This window comes from Lysobacter firmicutimachus, assembly GCF_037027445.1.
GTDB classification, from domain to species: domain Bacteria; phylum Pseudomonadota; class Gammaproteobacteria; order Xanthomonadales; family Xanthomonadaceae; genus Lysobacter; species Lysobacter firmicutimachus.
Map to the genome: position 1 here is coordinate 2,104,268 of NZ_JBANDL010000002.1, position 24,818 is coordinate 2,129,085.

Consider the following 24,818-nt stretch of genomic DNA (forward strand, 5'->3'; position numbering starts at 1 on the left):
GGCAAAAAAACCGAGCGCGGTCATGGTTTCTCCGGCGCCCGGATGCGCCGGCGACGGTCGTCGTCGGGGCGGGGGTTGTGCGTTGGGGCCGGCCAGTGGCGGCGGCTTGTGCCCCCGGACCGCCGCGGCTGCGCCGTGTGCTCCGCGGCGTCGTTTCTGGCGCTGCGCGGGCGATCGGCATCGATGCGTCGGCGCTCGGCGCGCCTTGTGGCCGATCTTCGGCGACACGGCGGCCGAGGCGATCGTTCGCGCCCGGAATGATGCGTTTTTGCAGCATGGCGCTTTCGCCTCGCGCGAAGCGGGGGGCGCAGGGACCGCCGGTCGGACAGAGCGGCCGGTGCGGCGTCACGCCCGGCGCGCCGGAGTAGGATGCGCTCGATGCCGATGCGAGGCGCCTTCCGCAGCCAGATTGCGTCGGTTACAGACGAGGGCGGTCGTGCCCTCCGGCCAGGGGCGGCGCCGCAACGGCGCCGGGCCGCCAGCACGACCACTGCGTCGCCGCATGCCCGTTCGAGGCCCGACCATGAAACCCGTTCTGCGCATTCTCGTGTTCTCCTGCGCCGTCGCGCTGGCGCTCCCGTCCTGCCGCAAACCCACGCCCGAGGAGGCAGGACCGGCGGCGCAAGCGGTATCGCCGCCGGAACTGGCGATGGTCGGTGCGCATCTGTTGGAAGGCTTGGGCGACTATCGTTTTCCGATCACCAGCAAGAACCCCGAGGTGCAGCGTTGGTTCGACCAGGGGCTGATGCTGACGTTCGGCTTCAACCACGACGCCGCCGAGCGGTCTTTCCTCAAGGCCATCGAACTCGATCCGGACTGTGCGATGTGCTGGTGGGGGGCGTCGCTGGTGGTAGGGCCGCACGTCAACGCGGCGATGAATCCGGAAGACAACGGCGACGCCTGGACCCGCCTGCAGCGCGCCAAGACGCTGGCGCCGAAAGCCAGCGAACGCGAACGCGCTTTCATCCAGGCCCTGTCGGCGCGCTACGCGCAGGACCCGCCGGCCGACCGGCGCGCGCTGGACCAGGCCTATGCCGACGCCACGCGCGAATTGGTGCGGCTGCGCCCGGACGACTTGGATGCGGCCGTGTTCCACGCCGAAGCGCTGATGGACCTGCAACCCTGGGATTACTACGACGAAAAGCGCCAGCCCAAGGGCAATACCGCCGAGGTGGTGTCGACCCTGGAATCGGTGATGGCGCGCAACCCCGATCATGCCGGTGCCTTGCATCTGTACGTGCACGCGGTCGAGGCGTCGGCCGCGCCCGAGCGCGGAGCGGCGGCCGCCGATCGCCTGCGCGAGCTGATTCCCGGCTCCGGTCACTTGGTGCACATGCCGGCCCACATCTACGCCCGCGTCGGGCGCTGGCACGATGCGGTGGTGGCCAACCAGCGCGCGATCGAGGCCGACGACGCGTATCTCGCGGTTTGCCGCGGCTACACCCAGGGCGTGTACCCGTTGGGTTACGTGCCGCACAACCACCATTTCCTCTGGTTCGCCTCCAGCATGGAAGGCAGCGGCGCGTTGGCCAAGCGCGCCGCGGCGACCACCGCCGAGCGCACCCACCTGCCGGAGTTGATGCGCAAGGAAGGCTTCGCCGGCCTGCAGCACTTCTGGATGACGCCGTGGTTCGAACGGGTGCGCTTCGGCCGCTGGGAGGAGATCGCCGGCGCGCCCAACCCGGCAGCGGATCTGCCCTACGTCACCACGGTGTGGCATTACGCCCAGGCGATGGCGGCGGTGCGGCAGAACCGCTTGGGCGATGCGCAGCGTCACCTCGACGCGTTGCGGCCGTTGGCGAGCGACCCGGCGATGGACCAGTTGACCATGTGGGACCGCTATCCCTTGTCGCACGCCTCGCGCATCGCCGAGCGCGTGGTCACCGCCGAGCTGGCCGCGGCGCGCGGCGAGCGCGATGCGGCGATTTCGGCCTTGAACGAAGCGATCGCGATCGAAGACCGCATCCCCTACGACGAACCGCCGGGCTGGCACGCGCCGGTGCGCCAAAGCCTGGGCGCGGTGCTGCTCGATGCCGGCCGCGGCGCCGACGCCGAGCGCGTGTATCGCGAAGAACTGTTGCGCAATCCCGGCAACGGCTGGTCCTTGTTCGGGCTGGCGCAGAGCCTGCGCGCGCAAGGCAAGCAGGCCGAGGCCGAAGCCGCGCAGCGCGATTTCGAAGCGGCCTGGCGCAATGCCGACGTCACGCTGACCGCTTCGCGGATGTAGCCGATGCGGACGCGCGCCTAGCCGGAGTGGTTCTGCGCGCGAAGCGTATGCCCGGCATTGCCGCAGGCAGGGCCGGCTTGGGGCGCGGCATGGAACTCGACCAGCAGGCCCAGATCGTCCACGGTCGGGGCCAGAAAGGCCTCGCCCCAGGCGCCGCGGTAGCCCGAGGCGAGTCTCGTAGCCGCGTTCCACCCGCCAACGGGCCTGCTGCAGGTCGGCGACGGCGATGCTGACGCCCAGCAACTGCGGCCCCCGTCGGCGCAGCGCATCCGCGGCGGCGCCTTCGCCGTCGGGCTGCAAGGCCAGCACGCGCTTGCCGCCGACCGGCACGCAATAGCCGCGTGCCGCGATTTGCGGCAGACGGACCGGGCTCATGCCGGTGAAGCCCATGCGTTCGAACTGCTTGCGGTCGGCTTCGACGTCCGCCGAAAGCAGCCACAGGCCGCTCAGCGCCAACGCCCCGTTGGGGTGCTGCGGGCCGACACGCAGGTCGATCGCGCGCTCCGGTGTCGCAGCGAGGGCGGCGTAGTCGATGAAGAACAGGTTGCTGGACAAGGGTTGCGCGTCGAACGAAAACAAACGCCAGCGCGGCGGATGTCCCGCACCGTCGCCGTCGGGATCGTCGGCCGCGGCGGTGAACAACGGCGTGACGGTGAACCGCTGTCGGCGCAGTTGGTCATGCGCGGCGTCGAGCGCAGCCGAGCGCAGGCCGAAGGTGTGGGCGCCGACACCGCCGCGCAACGCCTTCTGGTCGGCCTGCATGCCGGGATCGAACTGCGGGTTCGCGCCCTCGATCGCGAACAATTCCAGGTAGCTGCGGTCGCCGAAGCGCACATAGCGATTGGCGACGCCGCCGGTCGTGCGGCCCGGCCGCACCTGGAAGCCGAGCTTGACCGTCATCGCCGAGGTGATCTCGTCGATGCGGCGGCCCCAGACCAGCGCGTGGTCGATGTCGCTGCCGGCGGCGGGCGAGGCCGGCGTTGCCGCTGGCCCGGCCGCGGCCGGGCCGGCGCCCAGCAGCAGGGCGCCGCCCAGGGCGAGGGACAGGGCGATGGATGGTTTGGATTGCGTCTTCATGGCCGTCTCCGAGTGCGGTTGCGATGGCGCACAGCTTCGCGGAGGCGCAGCCGCGCCGGCGCGCACGGACGGACGGCGACGGGCACGAAAGGACGATCGGTGCGGATCGAGGACGCGAGGGCACGGGCGATGCAGGCGGTCAACCGGCGCGACGGCTCGATTCGCGACAGCGCTCAGCCCTAGCCGGCGGCCAGTGCCTGCAACTGCTGTTGCATCGACGCGCGCAGCTTCGTCAACGGCGTGCGCGCCAGTTCCGCCAGCGGCCGGTCGCGGCCGATGCGGCGGGCGATGCTCAGGCCGACCAGATAGCCGCCGCGGGCGGGTTCCGGGCCCTTGTGGCCGGCGCCGAAGAAACGGTTGGCGTCGTCGGCGGAGGTCGAGTCCAGCACGGCGAGCAGTTTGCCGGCCAGATCGCGCACGGTGGCGTCGTCGACCGCGGCCAGCTTGCGGTCGTCCAGCAGCACCTGCACCCGGCTGGCGTCGGGGTTGAGGCGTTCGCTGACGTAGGTGGCCAGGCCTTCGATCCACAGCGAGCCGTAGACCGGCGGTTGCTCGTCCATCAGCAATTCGGGCACGAGTTGGCCGTGGTAGAGGTGGAAGGACTCGTGGTCGAGGAACACCGACAGATTGGCGTCGGCGCCGTGGTAGCGGACGATGCCGTCGATGCCGACGAACAACGGCAGCCTGCCTTGCCACGGACGCAGGTGGCCGTCGAAGTTGAACAGCGACGGCATCAGGTAGATCGGCGCGCGCTCGCGTTGGAAATCGGGGAACTCGCGCTGGAAGTGTTCGACGTGGCGCCGGTAGTGCCCGGCGAAGCCCTGGCTGAGGCGGCGCGCAGGTTCGGCGATGGCGTCGAACTGCGGCAGCCAGGCGGCCAACCGTTCCGGCGTAGGCTTGAGCCCGGCACCGGCGTACAGCTCGGCGTTGGGAGCGAAGAACGCCTGGCCGATGGCCCGCGCGCGATCCTCGGCCGCGCGGCCGGCGTCGTAGGCGCGCCAGAACGCCGGCATCAGATCGGTCGGCGCGGGCGCCGCTGCCGCGGGCAGCCGGCCGGCGGCGGCGAGCAAGGGCGACAGGGCGGCCAGTCGGAGCAGATCGCGGCGGTGCATCGTGGAATCCTGTTGGGTCGACTCGATGAGCGATGCGGCGGGGGGGCCGTGTCGTTGAAGCGCGCCTGAAGGGCCAGCACGGCGCGCGCAGGCGCCGAGTCTAAGTCGGACGCTGACGCGCAACTGTTTCTTTTTGCGAAACCGCGGAGGCCGAGGCGACTTCAGTACGCACGCACCCCGTCCGCCAAGGCCAGGTCCAGGAACGCCCGCACCCGCGCCGGCAGCATGCGCGCGCTGGGGTAGACCGCATGGATCGGCGACGGCGGACGTTCGAATTCGGGCAGCAGGACCTCCAGTTCGCCGGTGGCCAGGTGCGCAGCGACCTGATAATGGAGGGCGCGGACCAGGCCGCCGCTCTCGCGGGCGTGGTCGATCGCGGCCTCGGCGCTGTTGGTGGACAGGCGCGCGGCGATGGCGATGCGCAGCTCGCGCGCCGGGTCGTGCGGGTCGGCGAACAGCCAGTCGCCGTTGGCATGGACCGGGCCGAAAGCGATGGTGTCGTGGCCGGCGATCGCTTCCGGCGCGGCCGGTCGCCCTCGCGCGGCCAGATACGCCGGGCTGGCCACCAGCACGCGGCGGGTGCTGCCGAGCGGGCGTGCGACCAGGCTGGAGTCGCCGAGCGCGCCCAGCCGGATCGCGATGTCGACCCCTTCCTCGATCAGGCTGACGTTGCGGTCGTTGAGTTGCAGCTCGGCGACCACGTCGGGGTAGGCGGCCAGATAGCGGCGCAGCAACGCGGCCACGTGCATGCGGCCGAACGTCAGCGGCGCCGAGATCACCAGCCGGCCGCGCGGCCGCTCCTGTTCGCCGCGGGCGATGTCCTCGGCGGCGTCGACCTCGGCCAGCACGCGCCGGACCTGGTCCAGGTAGCGCGTGCCGGCGTCGGTGAGGTGCAGCGAACGGGTGGTGCGTTGCAGCAGGCGCACGCCGATGTGGCTTTCCAGGCTGGACACGGTGCGGGTGACCACCGGCGGCGACAGGCCCAGCCGGCGTGCCGCTGCGGCGAAGCTGCCGGTGTCGCAGACGGCGGCGAACACGCTCATGGCTTGGAGGCGGTCCACGGTTATTCCTGATTCGGCAATGGTGAAGTGTCTTCCATGCCGATTATCACCGTCCGGAGAAAGATTCAAAGTGGCTCCCGCAGCGCAGACCTTCCCCTTCGGTCGCCGGGCCCGCTGCAGCCGGCGGCCCATCGGAGCCTCCCCCATGAGCAAGACCCTGTTGAACCTGGCCACTGCCGCCGTGTTGGCCGCCAGCGCCGTCCAGACCCTCCCGGCCGCTGCCGCAGAGTCGGTTGCGCAGACCGCAACCGCGCCCGCCGCCGAGCAGGTGCGCTATCGCACCGTCGACATCGACGGCGTCGAGGTGTTTTACCGCGAGGCCGGCCCCGCCGACGCCCCGGCGCTGTTGTTGCTGCACGGCTTCCCGACCTCCTCGCACATGTTCCGCGACCTGATCCCGCGCCTGGCCCAGCGCTACCGGGTGATCGCCCCCGACTATCCGGGCTTCGGCTACAGCGCCGCGCCGCCGCGCGAGCGCTTCGCCTACACCTTCGACAACTACGCCAAGACGGTGGACGCGCTGACCCGGCGCCTGGGCCTCGAGCGCTACGCCTTGTACGTGATGGACTACGGCGCGCCGGTCGGTTTCCGCCTGGCGGTCGCTCATCCGCAGCGGGTGAGCGCGATCGTGGTCCAGAACGGCAACGCCTACGACGAAGGCATCGCCGGCTTCTGGGACCCGATCAAGGCCTATTGGCGCAGCGGCGCGCCGGCCGAGCGCGAGGCGCTGCGCTGGCTGACCAGCGCCAAGGCGACCCAGTGGCAATACACCAACGGCGTGCGCGACGTGTCGCTGGTCAGTCGCGACGCCTGGACCCACGACCAGGCCGGCCTGGACCGCCTCGGCAACCAGGAGATCCAGCTCGACCTGTTCTACGACTACCGCACCAATCTGCCGTTGTATCCGCAGTGGCAGCGCTACTTCCGCGAACGCAAGCCGCCGATGCTGGTGCTGTGGGGACGCCACGACGAAATCTTCGTCGCCGCCGGCGCCGCGCCGTATCGCCGCGACAACCCGCATGCGACGGTGAAGTACTTCGATACCGGGCATTTCGCCCTGGAAACGCACGGCGTGGAGATCGCGCGCGAGATCGGCGGCTTCCTCGACCGGCATGTCGGCCGCGGCAAGTGAGCGACCGCCGCGCGCCGAATGTTTGCGGCGCGGACGGTGGGCGGCATCCGAAGCGGTCGCGCGTACGGCAACAGGCCGGCACGCGATCGCTTCGTCGCGTTTTCTGCCGGCATCAGCCCGATGCGGCCGGCGTTGTTCGTCCGTCGCGCATCGTCCGGCCGCAGGAAAGCGTCGGTTCGTCCCGGCGCCGGCTCGGTTCGTCACGGCCGTATTGCGCGGGCTCGGACGCCCCGGGCAGCCTAGCGTCGCATCGCAAGCTGCGAAGCCGGCGGTGGATGCCGGAGCCCGCGTGGCTTCGCCGTCCTGGTCGTCGCTGAGCCGTCGCATCCGCCGCCGCGCAGCGCGATGGCCCAGACCGTGAGCGCCCGTCGGGCCGGCGCGCGCACGGTGTTTTCAGGCCCTAATCGAGGAGTAGTGCAATGAGGATCCGGAGTTTCGTTTTCGTCGCGTTGGCCGCGGGCTGCGGCTTGGTTTCCGGCTGCAGCGCCATCGCCACGAAAACCAACAGCCTCAGCGACGCGGACATCCTGTCCAAGACGTCCGGCGTGCTAGGGCTGTCGCCGTCGGACCTCACCCTTGTGAACCGCCGCACCGAAGGCGTCAATACCTACGCGACCCTCAGGACCAAGAGCGGCAAGACGTACGCCTGCACGGTCAACGGCGGCAACCTGCTCTCGTTCGGCATGACCAATCCGCCGGTGTGCAATCCGATGTGAGCGCATCGCTGCGTCCTCGTCGGCGGCGGGCGCGGATCTGTAGGAAGGCGCATGCGCAAGGACGCGCAGGCCAACCGCCGGGCGCCGCTTCCGCCACCGGCATTTCTCAGGTATTCGAAGGTCATGGATAAGGTTATGCCAACAACATTGCGCGCCGTCGTTCTTCTGGTTGCCGCCTGCTCGGCCTCCTGCACCGCCGTGGTGGGCTCGGGATCGACCGGCGTCAGCGCCGCCGAATGCCGGGCCTACTACGTGCACACCTACCGGCTCGACGGCATGGACGCGGCCGCGGTGCTGGGCGAGGAACAGCTCAGCAAGGACTCGGGCACCTGCGCGCAATCCGGCATGGTGACGCGCCGGCATCTGGATTGCGCGATGGCGGCGCGGTCGGTCGATGCGCTGCACGCCTGCGGGGCGCCCAACACTTAGCATGGCGGCGCCGGGCTTAGAATGCCGCCCAGCGCCGCCGCGCCCGATCGCAGCCGCGACGGCAGGCGAGGGTTTCGAGACGGTCGGAGCACGCGGCCGAAGATTTTTGGTCATGGCGCAGACCGGACTGCGCAGGAAGAGGCAAGGGATGTTCGATTACGGTGACAGCGTCGATGCCGCGGCGGTTTGGCGAAAGGCGGTTTGGGCATGCCTGCTGTGGGCTGGTTTGTGCGGCGGCGCCGGCGCGACGCAGGCCGACGCCGGCGCGACCGCGGCCAGGCCGGATCAGACCGGGGAAGCAAAGCTGGTCACCCGCTCGTCCTTGGGGGCGTGGATGCTGCGCGAAGATGCCGCACGTCCGGGGTTGAACTGCGCAGTGAAATTCGTGCCGGCGCGGGCCGGCTCGGTCGGGTTGGCGATTCTCGGGCCGACTGCGAGTTCGCGCGCGTCGTCCATCCTGTTCGACGGTTACGGCATCCCTTTTTCCCGCTCGCCGCAGCCGGTGCAGGTGGAGTTGGTGCAGAAGGATCTGCCGGCCACCCGCCTCAACGCCATGCAGTTGCCCGGCGACGCGGCGACCTCGGCCGGCGTGCTCGCGATTCCGGCGGGCGATATCCGCCAGACCCTCAAGTCGATGCGCGACCGCGAGGACGAGATGCAGCTGAAGCTGGTCGCGGCCCCAGCGGTGTCGGTGGCCTACGACGGCCTGGACCAGGCCCGCGGCGCCTTGCTGGCTTGCCTGGACGGCAAGCGCTTCGCCGGCAAGAGCCTGCGCGAGGCGACCGCCGAGCTGCGGCCGCTGGGCACCTCGACGATCCGCGGGCAGACCTACTTCAAGGGCGCGGCGCTGGCGAAGAAGAAGTACCCGCCCAAGGGCAGCCGCGCGGTCGGTCTTATCTGGATGACCGACGAGTTCAAGGCCTGGTACGAACAGGTCAAGCGCAACAAGAAGCTGCCCGAGCAGATTCCGCTGCACATCCTCAAGCACTTCATGTCGACCCAGATCCTCGACGACCAGGGGCGCTGGGAGTTCACCAACATGCCGGCGGGCGAGTACCTGCTGGTGGCGAACTTCTCCTACGAAAAGACCGTCAACCGACCCGAAGTCGTCGGCCGGACCGATGTCTACCGAGGCAATCAATACATCGGTTCCAACGACCAGGTCGCGTATTGGTCGTATACGGTGCAGCAGGGCACGACGTTCGAAAAGAAAGTGACGGTGCCGCGCGACGGCGAGACCGTCGAGGTGGCTTTGGACAAGTCGCAGATCTACTGCTTCATCGTCTGCTTCTGAGCGCTGCGGCTTCGCGCCCGCGCTTATGCGGCGCGCTTGCGTGCCCGGCGCTTGCGCGGCGGCGCGGCGCCGTGCGCTGCGGCGTCGGCGTCCGCTTGCCGGCGTTCGAACGCGCCGCTGCCGGCGGCGCGCACGATGCGCTGGAAGGTCGGGCACTGCGGGTGACTGGGCGCGCGGCAATGAGCGGCGTGGCGCAGGCCGTCGCGCATTGCGCTCAGGCGCTGGATGCGGCGATCGAGTTCGTCGGCCTTGGCGAGCAGCAGTCGCCGGTCGATGGTCTGGCCGCCGTCGGCGAAGACCCGGCCGATCTCTTCCAGCGAGAAGCCGGCGGCGCGGCCGAGCGCGATCAGGGCCAGCCGCTCGAGTACGCATGCGTCGAACAGACGCCGCAGGCCGCGCCGCCCGAGCGAGGCGATCAGACCTTTTTCTTCGTAGAACCGCAGCGTGGACGCGGGCACGCCGGAGGCGCGGGCGACTTGGGCGATATCGAGGCACGGCACCGGCTTGACCTCAAGCGAACTTGAAGTGGCATGGTGCGGGCTCCCTCCCGTGCAGGCAAGCCGCCATGACCGTGCCCACCAGCTACGACTTCGAACCCGAGCCCACGGTCGCGCCGCCGCTCGACGCCAACGACCAGACCGCGTTGTGGAACGGCGCCGCCGGTCGCGCCTGGGTCGAGACGCAGGCGTTGCTGGATGCGATGTTCGCCGCGTTCGTGCCGGTGTTGCTGGAGCCGTTGGCGCAGCGGCCGGGCGCCGACGTGCTGGACGTGGGCTGCGGCACCGGCGCGCTGGCCCTGGCCGCGGCGCGCGCCGGCGCCGTGTGCGCCGGCGTGGACGTCTCCGCGCCGATGATCGAACTGGCGCGCGCTCGCGCGGCGAGCGAGGGCGCGAACGCGCGCTTCGTCTGCGCCGACGCGCAGCGCTACGATTTCGGCGCGGCGCGCTACGACCTGATCCTGTCGCGCCTGGGCGTGATGTTCTTCGACGATCCGGTCGCGGCGTTCGCGCATCTGCGCGGCGCGGTGCGCGAGGGTGGGGCGATGCGCTTCCTCGCCTGGCGCGGGGCGGCCGAGAACCCGTTCATGACCACGGCCGAACGCGCTGCGGCGCCGTTGCTGCCGGAGCTGCCGCCGCGGCGGCCGGGCGGCCCCGGCCAGTTCGCTTTCGCCGACGCGCGGCAGGTTCGCGAGATCCTGCAGCAGGCGGGTTGGCGCGCCGTCGACATCCGCCCGGTCGAGTTGGAATGCGGCTTCGCCGCGTGCGAGCTGCCGGCCTATCTCAGCCGGCTGGGGCCGGTCGGGCTGGCGCCGACCCGGCGGACCGGGCGCGGGTCGTCGAGGCGATCGCGCCGGCGTTCGCACCGTTCCGGCGCGGCGACGAGATCCGTTTCAGCGCTGCTTGCTGGCGCGTGGACGCTTCGGTTTGACCTGCGGCTGCGGCGCGGTGCGGGCCGGCGCCGCGAATGCGTACCTCCACCGCTAGTCCGAAAGGCCCCCTGTCTTTCGGACTAGTGTGTTGCTTAAATACAACACTATTATTGTGATCAATCGGCGGCCGGCCACGAAACGCGGGTCGCCTGGACCGATCACACAGGAGGCGGGGATATGGGCAAGCGCAAGCGCTTGGGGCAGGCGGCGATGCTGGCATTGGGACTGTGGTGCGCCGCGGCGGCGCAAGCCGCCGAAGCGCCGGCCGGCGAACGCACGGTGCAGCGCGCGGGCTACCGCCTGCAGGCGCAGCAGCAGGGCCAGGGGCCGGTCGCGGTGGTGTTCGAATCGGGTTTCGGCCAGGGCGCGGGCGCTTGGAAGCAGGTCGTCGCCGAACTCGGCGCCGATTGCGATTGCATCGCCTACGCGCGCGCCGGGCTCGGCGGCTCCGGCAGCGACGGTCGACCCAAGCGCATCGAAGAGCATCTGCAAGACCTGGAGGCGGTGATGGACCGCTTGGCGCCGCACCGCAAGGTGGTGCTGGTCGGACACTCCTACGGCGGTCTGCTCGCCAGCGAATTCGCCCGCCGCCATCCGCAGCGCCTGCTCGGCCTGGTGCTGGTCGACCCGACCACCCTGGATCAGCGGCATGCGTTCAAGCGAGCCGACCGTGCGCGCGTGCTGGCCGACGACCAGGCCTTGCTGGCGATGCTGCCGCCGCCGATGGCGGCCGACTACCGCCTGCTGGTCGAGCAACTCGACAGCGCCGATGCCGCCGTCCCGCGCGCGCCGGCCGACGTGCCGGTGGTGTTGATGACCTCGACCCAGGTCGCCGCCGAACCGTTCGTGTTGGAAGAGACCGCACCGGGCAAGGCGATCTGGAAGCGCCAGCACGCGCAACTGTTCGCCGGTTTCGCGCGCGGCGAACACCGTTACTTCGCGACCGGCCACAACATCCACCGCGAGGACCCCAAGGCGGTGGCCGCCGCCGTGCGCACGGTCGCGGCGCTGGCCGCGGCGCCCTGAGCCGCGGCGCTCAGCGCCGGGTCGCCGCCACGCCGTCGAGGGCGAGCTCGGCCTTGAAGCCGGCCTTGTCCAGGCGCTTGGCGACTTCACGCGGCACGTCGCGGCCGCTGGTGAGCTTGTTCGGGCTGCCGGTGTAGTGGAACAGGCGGCCGCCGCGGCGCAGCACCCGCGCCAGTTGATCGTAGAAGGCCTGCGAATACAGTTCGCCGGCGATACCGAAGCGCGGCGGATCGTGCAGCAGGGCGTCGACCGAGGCGCTGCCGATCTCGGCGATCGCCTGCGACACATCGGCGTGGCGCAGTTGCAAGCGACCGCCGTTGACCGGCGCTTCGGGATCGGGCGACCAGGGGTTGAGGGTGCGCAGCCAGAGCACGCTCTCGTTCTTCTCGAACGACTGGATTCGCGCCGCTCCGGCTTCCAGGCAGCAGGCGGCGAAGTAGCCCAGGCCGCCGCAGGTGTCCAGCACCTGTTTGCCGCGCGGTTCGATCAAGGCGACCTTGCGCCGTGCATCCTCCAGCGGCGAGGTCTTGGCGGTCGGCAGCATCTTGATGCCGTCGATCTCGAACGTCGGCGCGCCCCATTCGGTGGGCACCAGTTTGATCAGCGAACCGGCGTAGCGCGACACGGCGGCGAAGTCCTCGCCGTCCCAGTAGTAGACGGTGCGGTCCTTGAGCTTGGCCGGGTAGGGAAAGGCTTGCCCGTGCCACTGCCAGGACTCGGCCTGCAACCGCACGGTGCCGCTGCTGCGGCCCAGGTCCAGCGAGCCGGTCCAGTCCTCCTGGCCGGCCGCGCGCGCGGCGATCAGTTGTCCGGCCAGCGGCGCGGTCAGCAGGGGGCCTGAGTAATGCGGCACGACGGGTGTTCCTGGGCGGACGAATGCGGCGCCCAGGATAAAGCGCGCAGGCGGTTTTCTCGACCGGCGATCCCTCGCCGGCCCTGGGGCTGCCCCGGATACGGCGCACGCTGGCCTTCGCGGTATAAAGAGCGGCCACCGCGCTGGGAGCCGCGCCATGACCGCGAAGACGTCCCGCACCTCGGCGCCCGCCGTCGTCAAGAAGACGGCGTCCGCCGGCAAGCCTGCCGCGAAGCCGGCGCGGGCCGGGCAAATCGCAGCCCGGAAGAGCGCAACGAAAAAAACCTCGGCGAAGCAGGCTCGAACGGGGAAACCTACCGCCCGCATGGTGTCGGCGAAACCGGCCGGGCCCGCGCGGACCGCAGCGGCGCGTTCCGTCGCGGCCAAGGCGCCGGTGCTGCTGTCCGGCGGCAACCCGCAGATCGCCAAAGGCGAGGGCGATGCGCCGGTGCAGGCCTATATCGCGGCGATGCCGGATTGGAAACGTGCGATGGGGCAGCGCCCGGATGCCTTGATCGTCGAAGCCGTGCCGAACGTGCATAAGGCGGTCAAGTGGAATTCGCCGCTGTACGGCATCCGCGGCCAGGGCTGGTTCCTGAGCTTTCATTGCTTCGACCGCTACATCAAGCTGGCGTTCTTCCGCGGCGCTTCGCTGCGGCCGATGCCGCCTGAGCCGTCCAAGACCGCGCATACGCGCTATCTGCACGTGTACGAAAACGAATCGTTCGACGAGGCGCAATTCGTGGCCTGGGCGAAGCAGGCGAGCCGTTTGCCCGGGGAGCGGATGTAGGCGGCACCGGCCGCAGCGACGACAATCCATCTTTCGGAGGCGACTACGCATGAAGAGCAAGCACGGCGGTTCCGGCGGCGGCGCGGACGATCAGGCCGCGTCGGCGATGATCGACGAGCGCATTGCCGGGTTGAGCGACTGGCGCGGCCAGACCCTGGCCCAGGCGCGCAAGCTGATCCTGCAGGCCGGCCCCGGGATCGTCGAGGAGTGGAAGTGGGGCGTGCCGGTGTGGTCGCAGGGCGGCATCCTGTGCACCGGCGAGGTCTACAAGAACGCGGTCAAGCTGACCTTCGCCAAGGGCGCTGCGCTGGACGACCCGACCGGGATGTTCAACGCCAGCCTCGACGGCAACACCCGCCGCGCGATCGATTTCCGCGAAGGCCAGAAGATCGACGGCAAGGCCTTGCAGGGGCTGATCCGCGCTGCCGCAGCGCACAATGCTTCGGCCAAAGCCGGGACGGCGGCCAAGAGCGCCGCCAAGAAAGCCGCCCAGAAGGCGGCTCCGAAGCAGGCCGCTCCGAAGCAGGCCGCGGCGGTCCGGCAGACCGCGGCGAAGGCGGTCGCGAGCAGCGCCAAGAAGAGCGCCGCGAAAGCCGCCGGGAAGACCGCTGCCAAGACGTCCAAAAAGCCCGTCGCCAAGGCCGCCGGACCCGCCAAGCGCGCCTGAGGCCGAGGCCGGCGCGGCGCGCTCGACGACGCGCGGACGGCCCCGCAGGACGCGGCGCTTTGCCGAATCCGGCTGGTCCGCGTCCAAACCATCGGCCCGGGACAGGTCGCGGCGCGCTGCGCTAGGCTGCGCCCTTTCCACCGGGGACCGCATCATGAAGTTTTCACGTTTGAGCCTGGGCCTGGCGCTCGCCGCCGCGTTGGCCGTTCCCTCCGTCCAGGCCGCCGGGGCCGGCGCCCAGGGGCAGCCGCGGCTGGGCAGCTTCGGCGTCGACCTGAGCGCGCGCGACACTCAGGTCAAGCCGGGCGACGACTTCAACCGCTACGTCAACGGTCACTGGCTGGACAGCTACCAGCTCAAGGACTACGAGACCTCCTACGGTTCGTTCAACGCGTTGCGCGACCAGTCCGAGGCGCAGGTGCACGCGATCATCGAAGAACTGCGCCAGCGCCAGGACTTGGCCCCGGGCAGCGACGCGCGCAAGCTGCGCGACTACTACGCCAGCTACATGGACCGCGCCGCGCGCGACGCCGCCGGCGTCCGTCCGCTGCAGCCGGTGTTGGACAAGATCGCCAAGATCGATTCCAAGCCGGCGCTCATCGCCGCGTTCGGCGAGGCCGATCTCGACGGCAGCGCCGCACCGGTGCGCCTGGGCGTCGACCTCGACCGCAAGGACCCGGACCAGTACCTGGTCGGCCTGCGCGTCGGCGGCCTGGGCCTGCCGGACCGCGATTACTACCTCAATCAGGACGCGCGCTTCGCCGGCATCCGCACCGCCTACCTGGCCCACATCGAGCGCATGCTCGGCTTCGCCGGGGTGAGCGACGCCAAGGCGCGCGCGCAGGCGGTGCTGGCGCTGGAAACCGAACTGGCCAAGCCGCAGTGGGAACGCGCCAAGCTGCGCGACCGCGACAAGACCTACAACGTCTCCAGCTTCGCCGAGCTCGGCACGCAGTACCCCGGCTACGACTGGGCGGCGCAGCTGAAGGCGCAGGGCATGCCGGCGATCGACCGGGTCAACGTGGCCACCCCCAGCGCGGTGCAGCCGGTGCTGGACGTGATCGGCAAGACCCCGCTGCCGGTATGGCGCGACTACCTGACCTTCCACGCGATGCGCAACAACGCCGGCCTGTTGAGCCGCGAGATCGACGACGCCGCGTTCGCCTTCAACGGCACCGTGCTGAGCGGGCAGAAGGCGCAGCGCGACGACTGGAAGCGCGCGGTGGCCGCGGTCACCGGCATGGACGGCCTCGGCGACGCGATGGGCAAGCTCTACGTCGAGCGCAATTTCTCGCCGCAGGCCAAGGCGGCGATGCAGGCGCTGGTGGAGAACCTGCGCAAGGCCCTGCGCAGCAACATCGAGAAGATCGACTGGATGGGCGATGCGACCAAGGCCGAGGCCTATCGCAAGCTGTCGACCTTCCGGCCCAAGGTCGGCTACCCGGACAAGTGGCGCGACTACTCCAGCGTCGCGATCGTGCCGAACGATCTGATGGCCAACGTGATGCAACTGCGCCGCTACGGCCGCGCCGACCAGGTGCGCCGCATCGGCACCCGCCCGGACCGCGACGAGTGGTTCATGACGCCGCAGACGGTCAACGCCTACTACAACTCGACCTTCAACGAGATCGTGTTCCCGGCCGGCATCCTGCAGGCGCCGTTCTTCGACCTCAACGCCGACCCGGCGGTGAACTACGGCGGCATCGGCGCGGTGATCGGCCACGAGATGGGCCACGGCTTCGACGACCAGGGCAGCAAGTCCGACTTCGCCGGCATCCAGCGCAATTGGTGGACCGACGCCGACCGCGCCGGCTTCGAGCAGCGCACCAAGGCCCTGGGCGCGCAGTACGACGGCTACTGCCCGCTGCCGGGCCAGTGCGTCAACGGCGCCCTGACCATGGGCGAGAACATCGGCGACCTCGGCGGTATTTCGATGGCCTATACGGCTTATCAGCTGAGCCTGGGCGGCAAGCCGGCGCCGGTGATCGACGGCCTCAGCGGCGACCAGCGTTTCTTCCTGTCGTGGGGCCAGATCTGGAAGGGCAAGTACCGCGACGAGGCGCTGCTGAACCAGATCAAGACCAACCCGCATTCGCCGTCGCAGTACCGCGCCAACGGCCCGCTGCGCAATTTCGACCCTTGGTACCGCGCGTTCGAGGTCAAGCCGGGCGACGCCATGTACTTGGCGCCGGAGCAGCGCGTGCGGATCTGGTGATGCGCCAGGGACGCAGGGGTTGAGCGCTGCTTGCTCCTGCGTCCCCCGACGTTCTCGACATGATCTACCTGGGCCTGTTCGCGGCGGCCTTCGTCGCCGCCACGCTGTTGCCCGCGCAATCGGAAGGGGTCCTGGCCGGACTGATCGTCGCCGGCCATTCGCCGTTGGGCCTGGTGCTGGTCGCCAGCGTCGGCAACGTGCTCGGTTCCTGGCTCAACTGGTGGCTGGGCCGGGAAGCGTTGCGCTTCAGCGACCGCCGCTGGTTTCCGGTCAAACCGGCGGCGCTGGCCCGCGCCGGCGCCTGGTACGGCCGTTACGGCCGCTGGACGCTGTTGCTGAGCTGGATGCCGGTGATCGGCGACCCGCTGACCCTGGCTGCCGGCATGATGCGCGAACCCTTGCGGGTGTTCCTGCCGCTGGTGACGCTGGCCAAGGCCGCGCGCTACGCGGTGGTGGCGGCAGCGGCGGCGCGGTACTTGTAGTCTCGCACCAGGGGGGCAGGGGGGGGCGCGCGCAACCCCCTGCGTCCCGGCCGGTTACATCCCCGGAATCGGCAGGCACTCCATCACCTCGACTCCGTCGCCGGGGAAGATCGTGAAGTGCGGGTGGTTTTCGAACAGTTGGGCGGCGGCGTCGTGCGATTCGGCGCGGATCACGGTGTAGCCGGCCAGGGCGTTGCGGATGTCGGCGACGCCGTCCTTGGAGATGCGCTTGGTTTTGCCCAGCGGGCCGCCGTGGTCGACGATGATGTCGGCATGGGTCCGCACCCATTGCTCCCAGGCCTGCATGCCGGCCCGGTCGCGCTCGGCGCGGGTTTGCGGATCCAGCTTCTGCCACGCGTCCATCGAGGCGGGCGAGCCGGTGAAGACGGCGACGAACTTCTTCATGGGTGACTCCTTGGCGAGGTGGCGGGCCGGGCCCGCGGAGCGGCGGCGACGGCTCAGCGGTCGCCTTCTTTCTTCATGCCCTTGAGCAAGGCCACGATGGCCATGCCGTGGCCCTGGCCCAGGTCGAAATCCTGCTTCAGCCAGGCCAGCACCTCGCCGGCCTTGACCCCGGGGCGCAGGCCCTTGGCGTCGGCGTAGCCCTTTTTTGCGGCCAGGGCGCGGAAATCGGCGGGACTCTTGCCGGTCTTGCTCTGGATGTTGTCGAGATAGGCCTGGAAGGACATGGTGGACTCCTGATCGAAAGGGCCGGCGGGGCCGGAAGGGCGTTGTTATCCGAAGCGACGAACGGGCGGGGCGCGGATCGACACGGTCCGGCAAAAAAATTCGTCCCAGGCCAGGGTGGTAAAGTGAGCGCCTTTCGGACCGCCAGAGCGAGCGCCACGATGAACGCCCCAGCCTTCTATCCGATCGGCACCCCCGGACGCGCCTGGGGCGCGCAGGAGGTCGCGCAATGGCGTGCGCGCCAGGTGCGTCACCGCAGCTATGCCGACGATGTGCTGAGCGCGATCGAGGGCCTGCGCGAACGTTTCGACGTGGTCGAGTACGGCCGCCTGGACTACGCCCCCGACGCCTATCCGCTGTTCGCGATCAAGAGCCGAAACTGGGACCCGAACCTGCCGGTGGCGCTGGTGACCGGCGGCGTGCACGGCTACGAGACCAGCGGCGTGCACGGCGCCTTGCTGTTTCTGGACCGGCATGCGGGCGATTACGCCGGCCGGGTCAATCTGCTGGTCGCGCCCTGCATCAGTCCCTGGGCCTACGAGCGCATCCACCGTTGGAACGTCGATGCGATCGATCCCAACCGTTCGTTCCGGGAGAACAGCCCTGCGCAGGAGTCGGCGGCGCTGCTGCGCCTGGTCGCGCCGGTGCGGGCGCAGGTGCTGGCGCACATCGACCTGCACGAAACCACCGACAGCGACGAGTCCGAGTTCCGCCCGGCGCTGGCCGCGCGCGACGGCAAGCCGTTCGAGCCCGGCGAGATCCCCGACGGCTTCTATCTGGTCGGCGACACCGACAACCCGCAGCCCGAGTTCCAGCAGGCGGTGATCGCCGCGGTCGAGCAGGTCACCCACATCGCGCCGCCGGACGCGCAGGGCGAAATCATCGGCTCGCCGGTGGTCGCGCACGGCGTCATCAATTATCCGGTCAAGCAGCTCGGCTTGTGCGCCGGCATCACCGACGCGCGCTACACCACCACCACCGAGGTGTATCCCGACAGCCCGCGCGCCACGCCGGCGCAGTGCAATGCCGCCCAGGCCGCGGCGGTGTGCGCGGCGCTGGACTTCGCCCTCGCCGCGCGCGCGGGCTAGCCATACCGAACGAGCAGCGGGCCCGGGCCGGGGCCCGCTCGCTCCCGGCCGATCGGCGCGTGCGCGTCGTGTCAGCCGGCCGGCGCCGCGTTGGGGGGTCGCGTTTCCAGCATCAGCGCGTCCATGAAGAACTTGGTCGCCCAGTTCGGGTAGCGCCAGGGCATATAGGCCGCGCCGAGCGGATGCGAGCCTTTCAGCGCGCCGCGGACGTTGTCGTTGGCCGTGGCCAGGTGCTGCAGGCTCATGTTGTAGCGGTTGGCGGCGACCGCATGGGCGATCCAGCGTTCGTCGCCGTCGACCTGGGCCAGGCGCAGCCAATTGACCGCCATCTGCGAATTGCCGGTGACGCAGGTCCAGGCGACCGCGCCGCGCCATTGCGGGTCGCAGTAGCCGGGCAGGGAGCCGTCGGCGGCCTGCGCCTGCGCCATGGCCCGGGCCATGCGCCGGGCCTGGTCGAGATAGCCGCGGTTGCCGGTGGCCGCACCGACTTCGAGGAAGCCGCGCAGGGCGTAGGCGATGGTGTGGGTGAGCGCGCGGTCGTCGCGATGCCGGCCCAGGCAATTGTCGGGCAGCCAGCCGTTGGCGTGGGCGGTCGACAGCGCCCAGGCGACGTTGCGGTCGGCGGCCTGCAGGTAGCGCGCGTCGGCGGTGGCTTGGTAGGCGCGCACCAGGCCGAACGCGGTGCGGGTGTTGTAGGTCGCGCGCCGGGTCGTGGTCAGCGGCGATTGGAAACGGCGCCAGCAACCGTCCGGGTCCTGGGCCTGCAACAACCAGTCGGCGGCGCGGACCAGGGCGTCGCGGAACAGCGGTTCGCCGGTCTCGCGCAATGCCCGCTCCAGGCCGAACAGCACCTGGCCGGTATTGAACACGGTCGACACCGCCGGCCGCGTCGCCATGGTGCCGGCGCGCACGCCGCCATCGGGTTGTTGCACCGCGACCTCCCAGCGCGCCATGCGCAGGGCGGCGTCGCGATAGCGCGGGTCGCCGCCGTAATCGGCGTAATCGCACAAGGTCGGAATCACGTAGCCGGTGGTCTCCGGATACGAAGCGATCCAGCGGTTGCGGCGTGCGTCGTAGGAATGAGCGACGCCGTCGTCGTCGGTGGCTTGTTGCGCGCGCAACAGCCATTGCGCTGCGGCGGCCAGATGTTCCTGCGGCGTGCGCGTGGGATGGCGGCCGGCGTTCAGGCGATCGCGGTCCGCGTGCAGGGCGACTTGGGCGAACCACAGCAGATGCTTCATGAAGACGATCCGGCTTCGGCGCGAGCGCGGCGAGTGTCGCCGCATCCGCGCGCAGGGGCCAGCATCGAGTTCGCAGAATGACGAAACGCATCGCCGCGTGGCCGCGCGGCGATGCCGAGGCGTTCAGCGCCCCGACACCCCCATCGACGCCGGTCCGCCGCTCTCGAACACGATCGGCGCGCCCGCGGGCCGCAAACGGTCGGCTTCGATCCGGAACCGGTGCAGGGCGCGGTCGGCGATGCTTTGCGCGACCAGCGTGCGCGAGTCGTCGAGAAACGCGACGCCCTGCGACCAGGCGCCGATCGGTTGCCGGTCCAGGCGCAGCAGGCGCTCGTTCTCGATCTTCAACAGCACCACCGCGCTGCGTTCGCCGTAGAACGGATGCGACTTGGGCCGGTTGCTGAGGTTCTGGATCGCGGCTGCGGCGTAGCGGCCATCGGGCGAGCAGGCCACGCCTTCGGGCACCGGGCCGACGCTGACGGTATCGACCGTGCGCGGCGCGGCGCCGTCCAGGCGCAACAGGCTGACCGTATCGGCATCGCCGTCGCCGTCGCCGAAATTGCTGACCACCGCATGGCCGCCGGCGCCGCAGAAGGAGACCGCGAACGGCCGCACGCCGGCGACCAGGTCGCGGATCGCCGGCACACGCACGCCGCTGTCGTCGACCGCATACAACGACACCCGGTGATCGCCGGCGCGGGTGACCAGCAAGCGGCGCCCATCCGGCGAGAAGGCGGCGGACAAGGGGCCGGAACCCGCCGGGAAGGCGATCTGTCCGGCGACTTTCGTGCTGTGCGCCCGGCTGTCCAGCGCCAGCACGGTGGCGCGGTCCGCGGCGGTATGCAACACCAGGGCGCTGCGGCCGTCGGGGCTCATCGCCAGCGACGTCGGCGACGCGTCCAATTCCAGCGTCTGCACCGCGCGCAGGGGCGAGGCGGTCAAATCGATCACCGTGACCCGGCGGTCCGGCACGAACTTGGCTTGCGCGGGGTCCAGCCGTGAGGATGCGGCGACCAGGGCGAGCCGGCGATCGGCGCTGATCGCTACCGCGGACGGCGGACCCAGATAGCTGGTGGGAGCGTCCACTTCGCCGAGCAGGCGCGGTTGCGACGGCGAGAAGTCGATGAATGCGGCGCGGTCCGGTTTCGGCGACGCGACCACGGTGGCGCCGCCGACCACCGGCGTTCCGTCGCCGATCACGGCCTTGGGCTCCAACGCGACCCCGACGATCTGTGCCGGAGCGCACCAGGGCAGGGCGAGCAGCACAGGGCACAGCAGGCGGTGCAGGCGCATGGTTGCGGTCCGGCGATGGCGGGCGGCCAGTGTCGCAGCCCTCGGCCCAGCGGCGATACTGACGGGCATCGCTTCGGGCGGCGATGGCGGTCCTTCAACGCCCCATGACGATGCGCAGACCGCGCACTTCGCTCGCATCCGGACGCCGCGGCGCCGCGCCGGCGCGGACGACGCGCAGGCGCACGCGGACCCGGCCGTCGCGCACCGCGTGAGCGGGCAGCGGCACGACATAGGCGCCCGCGTCGTGCCCGGGCCGCAGTCCGTGCGGCGAGATCATCCCCAATGGCCGGCCGGTGTCGGTGCTCAATTCGATTTCCTGGCCCGAGCCGAGCCGGCCGACCTGCACCTCGAGGAACACCGACTCGCCGATGTCGCGCGCACGGGGCAGGGCCAGGGTGGAGACGTCGCCTGGCGCGACGCAGCCGGCCTGCACGATCAGCAAGGCCCAGGCCAGAGCGGCGATGCGGCGCGACATGGCGGCTCGCCGTTCAAGTGCGCGCGGCGCGTGCCGCCGGTCGATCGGGCGTGGATGGCCGCATCCTGCTGTCCTCCTGCGTCGTTTTCCGGCGGGTTCGCGCATCGTGCGCGGTTGCGGCGCATTCGCGAATCCGCTTGCGCGCGCGGCTCTTATCGGAAAACGCTTCCGCACGGCAGCGACGGACACGCCCGCGTGGGGCGCGCCGCAACGGTCGACGCGGTCACACAAGTGCCGCGATGCGGCGCACCGCGAGTGATGCCGGGTGAGGCGCGCCGGCGTCGCGCGCCCGAATCAGTAGAACGCGATGCCCGGGCGCAACAACAGTTGAAACACCAGCAGCAGACCCGCCGCGGCCAGCGCCAGGCCCAGGGTGGAGCCCGGCCGCATCGCTGCGCCGCCGGCCCGCACGCCTTGCACGCGCCAGGCGCCGGCCTGGATCCACACCAGCCCGAACAACGCGACCCAGGCCGGCAGCAATGCGACCTCGATCCATTCGCGCGGCATCCGGAACGGCACCGTCAGCGCAGTGCCCAGCAGGGCCGGCAGCGTCGCACACTGAAATACGAAGCGGGTGCGCGCAGCGGGCCCGGCGATGCGCTCGGGCGCATCGGCCAACGCCAACAGCGGCCTCAGCAACGACAGCGCCGCGAACGGAATCGCGGCCAGCGCCAGCGCGGCCGCGCACAGCCTGGCGGCCGGGCCCCATTGCAGATAACGCATCGCCATGCCGAGGTCGCTGCCATCGCTGATCGCGCCGATCGCGACCTGCGGCAAGGCCATGAGCCAGCCGCAATACGCCATCCAGATCAGGAACAGGCGCGAGCCGGTGCCGCCGCGGGGGCGCCGCAGACGCCAGGCGCACAGCGAGGCGACGACCACGGTGGCGACCGCGCCGCTGCCCTGGAACAACGCGGCCAACGGGTGCTCGCCTTGCCAGGCGTGGTTGTTGTGGAACAGGGTCGGCCGCAGCCCGGGCGTCAGCGCTTTGGGCAGGACCAGGAACAGCTCCTGGACGAAGAAGGTCAGGTTGAAAGCCAGGGTATAGAGCAGGGCCGAGTTAAGGCTCAGGCGCCGGTTCCAGGGCGGCGCGACGGCGTCGCGTGCGGCGCTCGCCGACGCCGCGCCGCGCAGGCGCAAGACGCCGGCCAGGGCGAGCAGGACCGGACCGACCAACAGGACGCCGCCGGCCAGGGCGGCGATCGCAGATCCGAGCATGCAGGAGGGTCTCCGGTCGCGTCATCGCGTCGGCGCACTATAGCGGCGTCCGTATCGGCCCGGTCCGGCCGGCGCAGAAAAAAACATGGCGTGTCGATTCGGCGGGTTCCGGTTCGTCGTCCTGGCAGGAGCGCGGTTGTGCGCCGGAACCGTTCCGGCGCCCGCGCCCGCCCACGAGGAGTCGGCACCATGCGTTTTTTTTCCATGATCCGGATCGACGAAACCCTGAATCAGGCGCCCAGCGAGCGTCTGCTGACGGACATGCAGCAGTTGATGGAGGAGATGACCCGCAACGGCAGCCTGATCGCCACTGCCGGGCTGACGCCCAGCGCCGACGGCGTTCGCTTGCGTCTGCGCGGCGGCAAGATCACCGCCACCGACGGCCCGTTCACCGAAGCCAAGGAAGTGATCGGCGGTTACGCCCTGTTCGAAGCGGCGTCGAAGGCGGAGGCGATCGCGATCGGCCGGCGCTTCCTGGAAGTGCACGGCGAGGGCTGGGACATCGAGTGCGAGGTGCGGCCGCTGCGGGACCAGGGGGCGGGCTGCGGGCGGGTGGACTGTGTCGAATGAGTGCACGGCGGCTCGCCGCCTTCTCGCAGGCGGCGAGCGCGGCGAGGCCGAGTCAACCGTGATAGTCCGGGTCCGGCGGCTCGGCCGGCACCAGCGCGATCACCGCGGCGGTGGTCGGCGTACTCCAGTCGGGCAGGCCGCTGACCCAGGCATCGCCGGCGAGTTGGGTCCAGATCTGTCGGCCCGCGTTCCAGGCGTAGTGGACCTGGGCATGGACCGTGATCGTGTCGGTTTGATTCGGCACGAAGACATCCGGCCACTGCACGGTGAGGGTGTACTGGTATCCGCGCCGCGCCCAGGCCGACATTGGAATCATCGCGAAGATCGGATCCGGAGCGTAGAAGGGCGGGGCGTTCAGCAGTTGCCTCGCTGCGGCTTGCTTTTCCTGGTCGGAAGGAGGAACGCTCATGACTGCCTCGGAAGCAGGAATCGGTTGGGGTGGACCTTACCCGGTCCGGCGGTGCGTGATAAGGCCGGTGCGGCTCGGCCTGCGAATCCCGCGGTCCGCCCCCGTCGCGCTCAGCGATTGACCGCCGGTCCGTTGACGCCCGCATAGCCGTTGGCGCAGCCGCTGGTGCAGGTAGTCGCGAGCATGTTGTAGACGATCCGACCGGCGTTGGACTTGGAACGGAAATGGCCGACGCCCTGGCTGGTGTCGCCGCCGCCGGCGTTGTAGGGGCTGCCGTCGCTCCAATCCCAGTCGTAGGCGTAGGCGCTGTTGCCGGCGCCGATGTCGACCTGGGCCTTGACGTTGGCACCGGCGTTGAACAGCGCGCCGCCGCTGCAGCCGGCGGCGTAGCTGGTGGTGAAGCAATGCACCTGGTCGTACAGGCCGGCGGTGATGGTGTAGAAGGCGATCGAGCCGTAAGTCTGCGGCATCGCGCGCAAGCTGTTGCTGCCGTCGCCGGTCCAGCGGCTATAGCCGTAATAAGGCACGCCGCTGCTGGGATACAGGCCGAAGGTGTAGTAGTCGTAGGGATAGACATAGGCTTCGGCATTGCAGGTCGGCGCGTACGGCGACTGGTAGCCGGTGCTCAGGCAGGTGCGCAGGCCGCGCAGGCCGCCGGCGATGTTGACGAAGCGGCGCACGCTGGCCTGATAGCCGTAGTACTTCAGCATCGCCAGGCTCATCGACGAGCCCAGCGAGTGCGAGACGATGTCGACCTGGCTGCGGCCGGTGTAGGTCTTCACCTTGTCGATGAAGCTCTTGAGCACCTGGTACTTGGCCGGCTCGTGGTAGTTGTACTGCGGCGCGGCGCGTTCTTCGGCATCCAGGTAGGTGATGCCGAACAACTCGCAATCGTTGTAGCCGCGCGCCTTGAGTTCGTCGTAGACCGAATGCGCCGGCGCCGCATAGCCGGCCACGGCGGAAGGCGGCATGTCGAAGCTCAGCGCGCTGTCGCCGTTGCCGTGCACGAACACCACCGGGGTGCGGGTGGCGATGCAGTCGCCGCCGCCGAAGCCGCCGCTGCCGACGCCGGGCGCGAAACCGCCGGCGTATTGGCTGGCCGCGCCTTGGCAGGTGTAGCCGTTGTGGCTGCCGCAGTCCAAGGCCGCGGCGGCCGGCGAGGCCGACAGGCCGAGCACGGCCAGGGCGATCGCTGCCATGCCCGCTGCCGCCGGGGTGCGGTTTGCGCTGTGCGGCCGGTGCGAGCCGGCGATCGGGTGCGTGTTTGCCGTACGGAACATGAGCCCTCCCCAGGGTGATCGGTGCGACGACGGGACCGCGGACCCGG

Annotated in this window: 24 protein-coding genes and 2 pseudogenes; 13 read left to right on the forward strand and 13 right to left on the reverse strand. The window is 70.3% G+C overall.

Annotated elements, in window-relative coordinates; translation table 11 throughout:
* Positions 1-523 precede the first annotated feature (523 nt).
* Positions 524-2,227 carry a tetratricopeptide repeat protein gene (locus V2J18_RS09250; RefSeq protein ID WP_141233623.1) on the forward strand — a complete coding sequence of 568 codons (1,704 nt, stop codon included), beginning with the start codon at positions 524-526 and terminating at the stop codon, positions 2,225-2,227.
* A gap of 450 nt (positions 2,228-2,677) precedes the next feature.
* Here the strand turns inward: V2J18_RS09250 and V2J18_RS23150 are convergent.
* The 3 genes and pseudogenes from V2J18_RS23150 to V2J18_RS09265 form a co-directional block, all read right to left on the reverse strand.
* Positions 2,678-3,304: pseudogene (locus tag V2J18_RS23150) on the reverse strand (VOC family protein); the annotation flags it as partial.
* Between the two features lie 179 nt (positions 3,305-3,483).
* Positions 3,484-4,416 (reverse strand): hypothetical protein, encoded by a 933-nt coding sequence (locus V2J18_RS09260; protein WP_336131626.1) that lies wholly within the window; start codon positions 4,414-4,416, stop codon positions 3,484-3,486.
* 161 nt (positions 4,417-4,577) lie between these two features.
* A complete protein-coding gene (locus V2J18_RS09265; RefSeq protein WP_064749998.1) occupies positions 4,578-5,477 on the reverse strand; it encodes a LysR family transcriptional regulator in 900 nt (299 codons plus the stop codon).
* A gap of 145 nt (positions 5,478-5,622) precedes the next feature.
* Between V2J18_RS09265 and V2J18_RS09270 the strand changes: the two genes are divergently transcribed.
* From V2J18_RS09270 to V2J18_RS09285, 4 genes are all read left to right on the forward strand, one after another.
* Positions 5,623-6,609, forward strand: a complete 987-nt coding sequence (locus V2J18_RS09270; protein WP_336131627.1) for an alpha/beta fold hydrolase — start codon at positions 5,623-5,625, stop codon at positions 6,607-6,609.
* A 419-nt stretch (positions 6,610-7,028) separates the two neighbouring features.
* Complete coding sequence (locus V2J18_RS09275) at positions 7,029-7,325, forward strand: hypothetical protein (protein ID WP_064750000.1); 297 nt, start codon at positions 7,029-7,031, stop codon at positions 7,323-7,325.
* 51 nt (positions 7,326-7,376) lie between these two features.
* Positions 7,377-7,754, forward strand: a complete 378-nt coding sequence (locus V2J18_RS09280; protein ID WP_141233624.1) for a hypothetical protein — start codon at positions 7,377-7,379, stop codon at positions 7,752-7,754.
* Position 7,755: 1 nt separating this feature from the next.
* Positions 7,756-9,048: a hypothetical protein gene (locus tag V2J18_RS09285; RefSeq protein WP_222423805.1), complete on the forward strand. Its 1,293-nt coding sequence runs from the start codon at positions 7,756-7,758 to the stop codon at positions 9,046-9,048.
* 23 nt (positions 9,049-9,071) lie between these two features.
* On the opposite strand, the gene V2J18_RS09290 is transcribed toward V2J18_RS09285, so the two are convergent.
* Entirely contained in the window at positions 9,072-9,548 is a 477-nt protein-coding gene (locus V2J18_RS09290; protein ID WP_336131628.1) for a helix-turn-helix domain-containing protein, read from the reverse strand.
* Positions 9,549-9,613: 65 nt separating this feature from the next.
* Between V2J18_RS09290 and V2J18_RS09295 the strand changes: the two genes are divergently transcribed.
* Together V2J18_RS09295 and V2J18_RS09300 are read left to right on the forward strand one after the other, a co-directional pair.
* A complete protein-coding gene (locus V2J18_RS09295; RefSeq protein ID WP_336131629.1) occupies positions 9,614-10,561 on the forward strand; it encodes a class I SAM-dependent methyltransferase in 948 nt (315 codons plus the stop codon).
* Positions 10,562-10,654: 93 nt separating this feature from the next.
* The gene (locus V2J18_RS09300; RefSeq protein ID WP_425605984.1) at positions 10,655-11,503 is read left to right on the forward strand and encodes an alpha/beta fold hydrolase; all 849 of its coding nucleotides are present in this window, start codon (positions 10,655-10,657) and stop codon (positions 11,501-11,503) included.
* Between the two features lie 10 nt (positions 11,504-11,513).
* Here V2J18_RS09300 and V2J18_RS09305 read toward each other — a convergent pair whose 3' ends face one another.
* Positions 11,514-12,356, reverse strand: coding sequence for a class I SAM-dependent methyltransferase (locus V2J18_RS09305; protein ID WP_336131630.1), 843 nt, complete (start codon positions 12,354-12,356; stop codon positions 11,514-11,516).
* 157 nt (positions 12,357-12,513) lie between these two features.
* Between V2J18_RS09305 and V2J18_RS09310 the strand changes: the two genes are divergently transcribed.
* The 4 genes and pseudogenes from V2J18_RS09310 (at position 12,514) to V2J18_RS09325 (ending at position 16,510) form a co-directional block, all read left to right on the forward strand.
* Positions 12,514-13,146, forward strand: coding sequence for a DUF1801 domain-containing protein (locus tag V2J18_RS09310; RefSeq protein ID WP_336131631.1), 633 nt, complete (start codon positions 12,514-12,516; stop codon positions 13,144-13,146).
* A 49-nt stretch (positions 13,147-13,195) separates the two neighbouring features.
* A pseudogene (locus tag V2J18_RS09315) lies at positions 13,196-13,597 on the forward strand (DUF1801 domain-containing protein); the annotation flags it as partial.
* A 370-nt stretch (positions 13,598-13,967) separates the two neighbouring features.
* Positions 13,968-16,028, forward strand: coding sequence for a M13 family metallopeptidase (locus V2J18_RS09320; RefSeq protein ID WP_064750005.1), 2,061 nt, complete (start codon positions 13,968-13,970; stop codon positions 16,026-16,028).
* A gap of 59 nt (positions 16,029-16,087) precedes the next feature.
* Entirely contained in the window at positions 16,088-16,510 is a 423-nt protein-coding gene (locus V2J18_RS09325) for a YqaA family protein (protein ID WP_064750006.1), read from the forward strand.
* Positions 16,511-16,564: 54 nt separating this feature from the next.
* Here V2J18_RS09325 and V2J18_RS09330 read toward each other — a convergent pair whose 3' ends face one another.
* A complete protein-coding gene (locus V2J18_RS09330; RefSeq protein ID WP_064750007.1) occupies positions 16,565-16,915 on the reverse strand; it encodes a YciI family protein in 351 nt (116 codons plus the stop codon).
* Between the two features lie 53 nt (positions 16,916-16,968).
* The gene (locus V2J18_RS09335) at positions 16,969-17,199 is read right to left on the reverse strand and encodes a DUF4287 domain-containing protein (RefSeq protein ID WP_336131632.1); all 231 of its coding nucleotides are present in this window, start codon (positions 17,197-17,199) and stop codon (positions 16,969-16,971) included.
* 159 nt (positions 17,200-17,358) lie between these two features.
* On the opposite strand from V2J18_RS09335, the gene V2J18_RS09340 reads away from it, so the two are divergent.
* Positions 17,359-18,285 (forward strand): M14 family metallopeptidase, encoded by a 927-nt coding sequence (locus tag V2J18_RS09340; RefSeq protein ID WP_336131633.1) that lies wholly within the window; start codon positions 17,359-17,361, stop codon positions 18,283-18,285.
* 71 nt (positions 18,286-18,356) lie between these two features.
* On the opposite strand, the gene V2J18_RS09345 is transcribed toward V2J18_RS09340, so the two are convergent.
* From V2J18_RS09345 to V2J18_RS09360, 4 genes are all read right to left on the reverse strand, one after another.
* Positions 18,357-19,526 carry a beta-L-arabinofuranosidase domain-containing protein gene (locus V2J18_RS09345; RefSeq protein ID WP_336131634.1) on the reverse strand — a complete coding sequence of 390 codons (1,170 nt, stop codon included), beginning with the start codon at positions 19,524-19,526 and terminating at the stop codon, positions 18,357-18,359.
* Between the two features lie 123 nt (positions 19,527-19,649).
* Positions 19,650-20,819, reverse strand: a complete 1,170-nt coding sequence (locus V2J18_RS09350) for a lactonase family protein (RefSeq protein ID WP_336131635.1) — start codon at positions 20,817-20,819, stop codon at positions 19,650-19,652.
* 94 nt (positions 20,820-20,913) lie between these two features.
* The gene (locus V2J18_RS09355; RefSeq protein ID WP_336131636.1) at positions 20,914-21,294 is read right to left on the reverse strand and encodes a hypothetical protein; all 381 of its coding nucleotides are present in this window, start codon (positions 21,292-21,294) and stop codon (positions 20,914-20,916) included.
* A 294-nt stretch (positions 21,295-21,588) separates the two neighbouring features.
* On the reverse strand, positions 21,589-22,512 hold the full coding sequence (locus V2J18_RS09360; protein ID WP_336131637.1) for a hypothetical protein: 924 nt from the start codon (positions 22,510-22,512) through the stop codon (positions 21,589-21,591).
* Positions 22,513-22,701: 189 nt separating this feature from the next.
* Between V2J18_RS09360 and V2J18_RS09365 the strand changes: the two genes are divergently transcribed.
* Positions 22,702-23,082 (forward strand): YciI family protein, encoded by a 381-nt coding sequence (locus V2J18_RS09365; protein WP_336131638.1) that lies wholly within the window; start codon positions 22,702-22,704, stop codon positions 23,080-23,082.
* Positions 23,083-23,134: 52 nt separating this feature from the next.
* On the opposite strand, the gene V2J18_RS09370 is transcribed toward V2J18_RS09365, so the two are convergent.
* Together V2J18_RS09370 and phaZ7 are read right to left on the reverse strand one after the other, a co-directional pair.
* Positions 23,135-23,491, reverse strand: a complete 357-nt coding sequence (locus V2J18_RS09370) for a hypothetical protein (RefSeq protein ID WP_336131639.1) — start codon at positions 23,489-23,491, stop codon at positions 23,135-23,137.
* 110 nt (positions 23,492-23,601) lie between these two features.
* Positions 23,602-24,690, reverse strand: coding sequence for an extracellular native short-chain-length polyhydroxyalkanoate depolymerase PhaZ7 (phaZ7, locus tag V2J18_RS09375; RefSeq protein ID WP_336131640.1), 1,089 nt, complete (start codon positions 24,688-24,690; stop codon positions 23,602-23,604).
* Between the last annotated feature and the right edge of the window lie 128 nt (positions 24,691-24,818).

Coding starts and splice junctions, on each gene's coding strand:
- V2J18_RS09250 (WP_141233623.1), top strand. CDS start 524: ATGAAACCCGTTCTGCGCATTCTCGTGTTCTCCTGCGCCGTCGCGCTG.
- V2J18_RS09260 (WP_336131626.1), bottom strand. CDS start 4,416: ATGCACCGCCGCGATCTGCTCCGACTGGCCGCCCTGTCGCCCTTGCTC.
- V2J18_RS09270 (WP_336131627.1), top strand. CDS start 5,623: ATGAGCAAGACCCTGTTGAACCTGGCCACTGCCGCCGTGTTGGCCGCC.
- V2J18_RS09275 (WP_064750000.1), top strand. CDS start 7,029: ATGAGGATCCGGAGTTTCGTTTTCGTCGCGTTGGCCGCGGGCTGCGGC.
- V2J18_RS09280 (WP_141233624.1), top strand. CDS start 7,377: ATGCGCAAGGACGCGCAGGCCAACCGCCGGGCGCCGCTTCCGCCACCG.
- V2J18_RS09285 (WP_222423805.1), top strand. CDS start 7,756: ATGGCGGCGCCGGGCTTAGAATGCCGCCCAGCGCCGCCGCGCCCGATC.
- V2J18_RS09295 (WP_336131629.1), top strand. CDS start 9,614: ATGACCGTGCCCACCAGCTACGACTTCGAACCCGAGCCCACGGTCGCG.
- V2J18_RS09300 (WP_425605984.1), top strand. CDS start 10,655: ATGGGCAAGCGCAAGCGCTTGGGGCAGGCGGCGATGCTGGCATTGGGA.
- V2J18_RS09310 (WP_336131631.1), top strand. CDS start 12,514: ATGACCGCGAAGACGTCCCGCACCTCGGCGCCCGCCGTCGTCAAGAAG.
- V2J18_RS09320 (WP_064750005.1), top strand. CDS start 13,968: ATGAAGTTTTCACGTTTGAGCCTGGGCCTGGCGCTCGCCGCCGCGTTG.
- V2J18_RS09325 (WP_064750006.1), top strand. CDS start 16,088: ATGATCTACCTGGGCCTGTTCGCGGCGGCCTTCGTCGCCGCCACGCTG.
- V2J18_RS09330 (WP_064750007.1), bottom strand. CDS start 16,915: ATGAAGAAGTTCGTCGCCGTCTTCACCGGCTCGCCCGCCTCGATGGAC.
- V2J18_RS09335 (WP_336131632.1), bottom strand. CDS start 17,199: ATGTCCTTCCAGGCCTATCTCGACAACATCCAGAGCAAGACCGGCAAG.
- V2J18_RS09340 (WP_336131633.1), top strand. CDS start 17,359: ATGAACGCCCCAGCCTTCTATCCGATCGGCACCCCCGGACGCGCCTGG.
- V2J18_RS09345 (WP_336131634.1), bottom strand. CDS start 19,526: ATGAAGCATCTGCTGTGGTTCGCCCAAGTCGCCCTGCACGCGGACCGC.
- V2J18_RS09350 (WP_336131635.1), bottom strand. CDS start 20,819: ATGCGCCTGCACCGCCTGCTGTGCCCTGTGCTGCTCGCCCTGCCCTGG.
- V2J18_RS09355 (WP_336131636.1), bottom strand. CDS start 21,294: ATGTCGCGCCGCATCGCCGCTCTGGCCTGGGCCTTGCTGATCGTGCAG.
- V2J18_RS09360 (WP_336131637.1), bottom strand. CDS start 22,512: ATGCTCGGATCTGCGATCGCCGCCCTGGCCGGCGGCGTCCTGTTGGTC.
- V2J18_RS09365 (WP_336131638.1), top strand. CDS start 22,702: ATGCGTTTTTTTTCCATGATCCGGATCGACGAAACCCTGAATCAGGCG.
- V2J18_RS09370 (WP_336131639.1), bottom strand. CDS start 23,491: ATGAGCGTTCCTCCTTCCGACCAGGAAAAGCAAGCCGCAGCGAGGCAA.
- phaZ7 (WP_336131640.1), bottom strand. CDS start 24,690: ATGGCAGCGATCGCCCTGGCCGTGCTCGGCCTGTCGGCCTCGCCGGCC.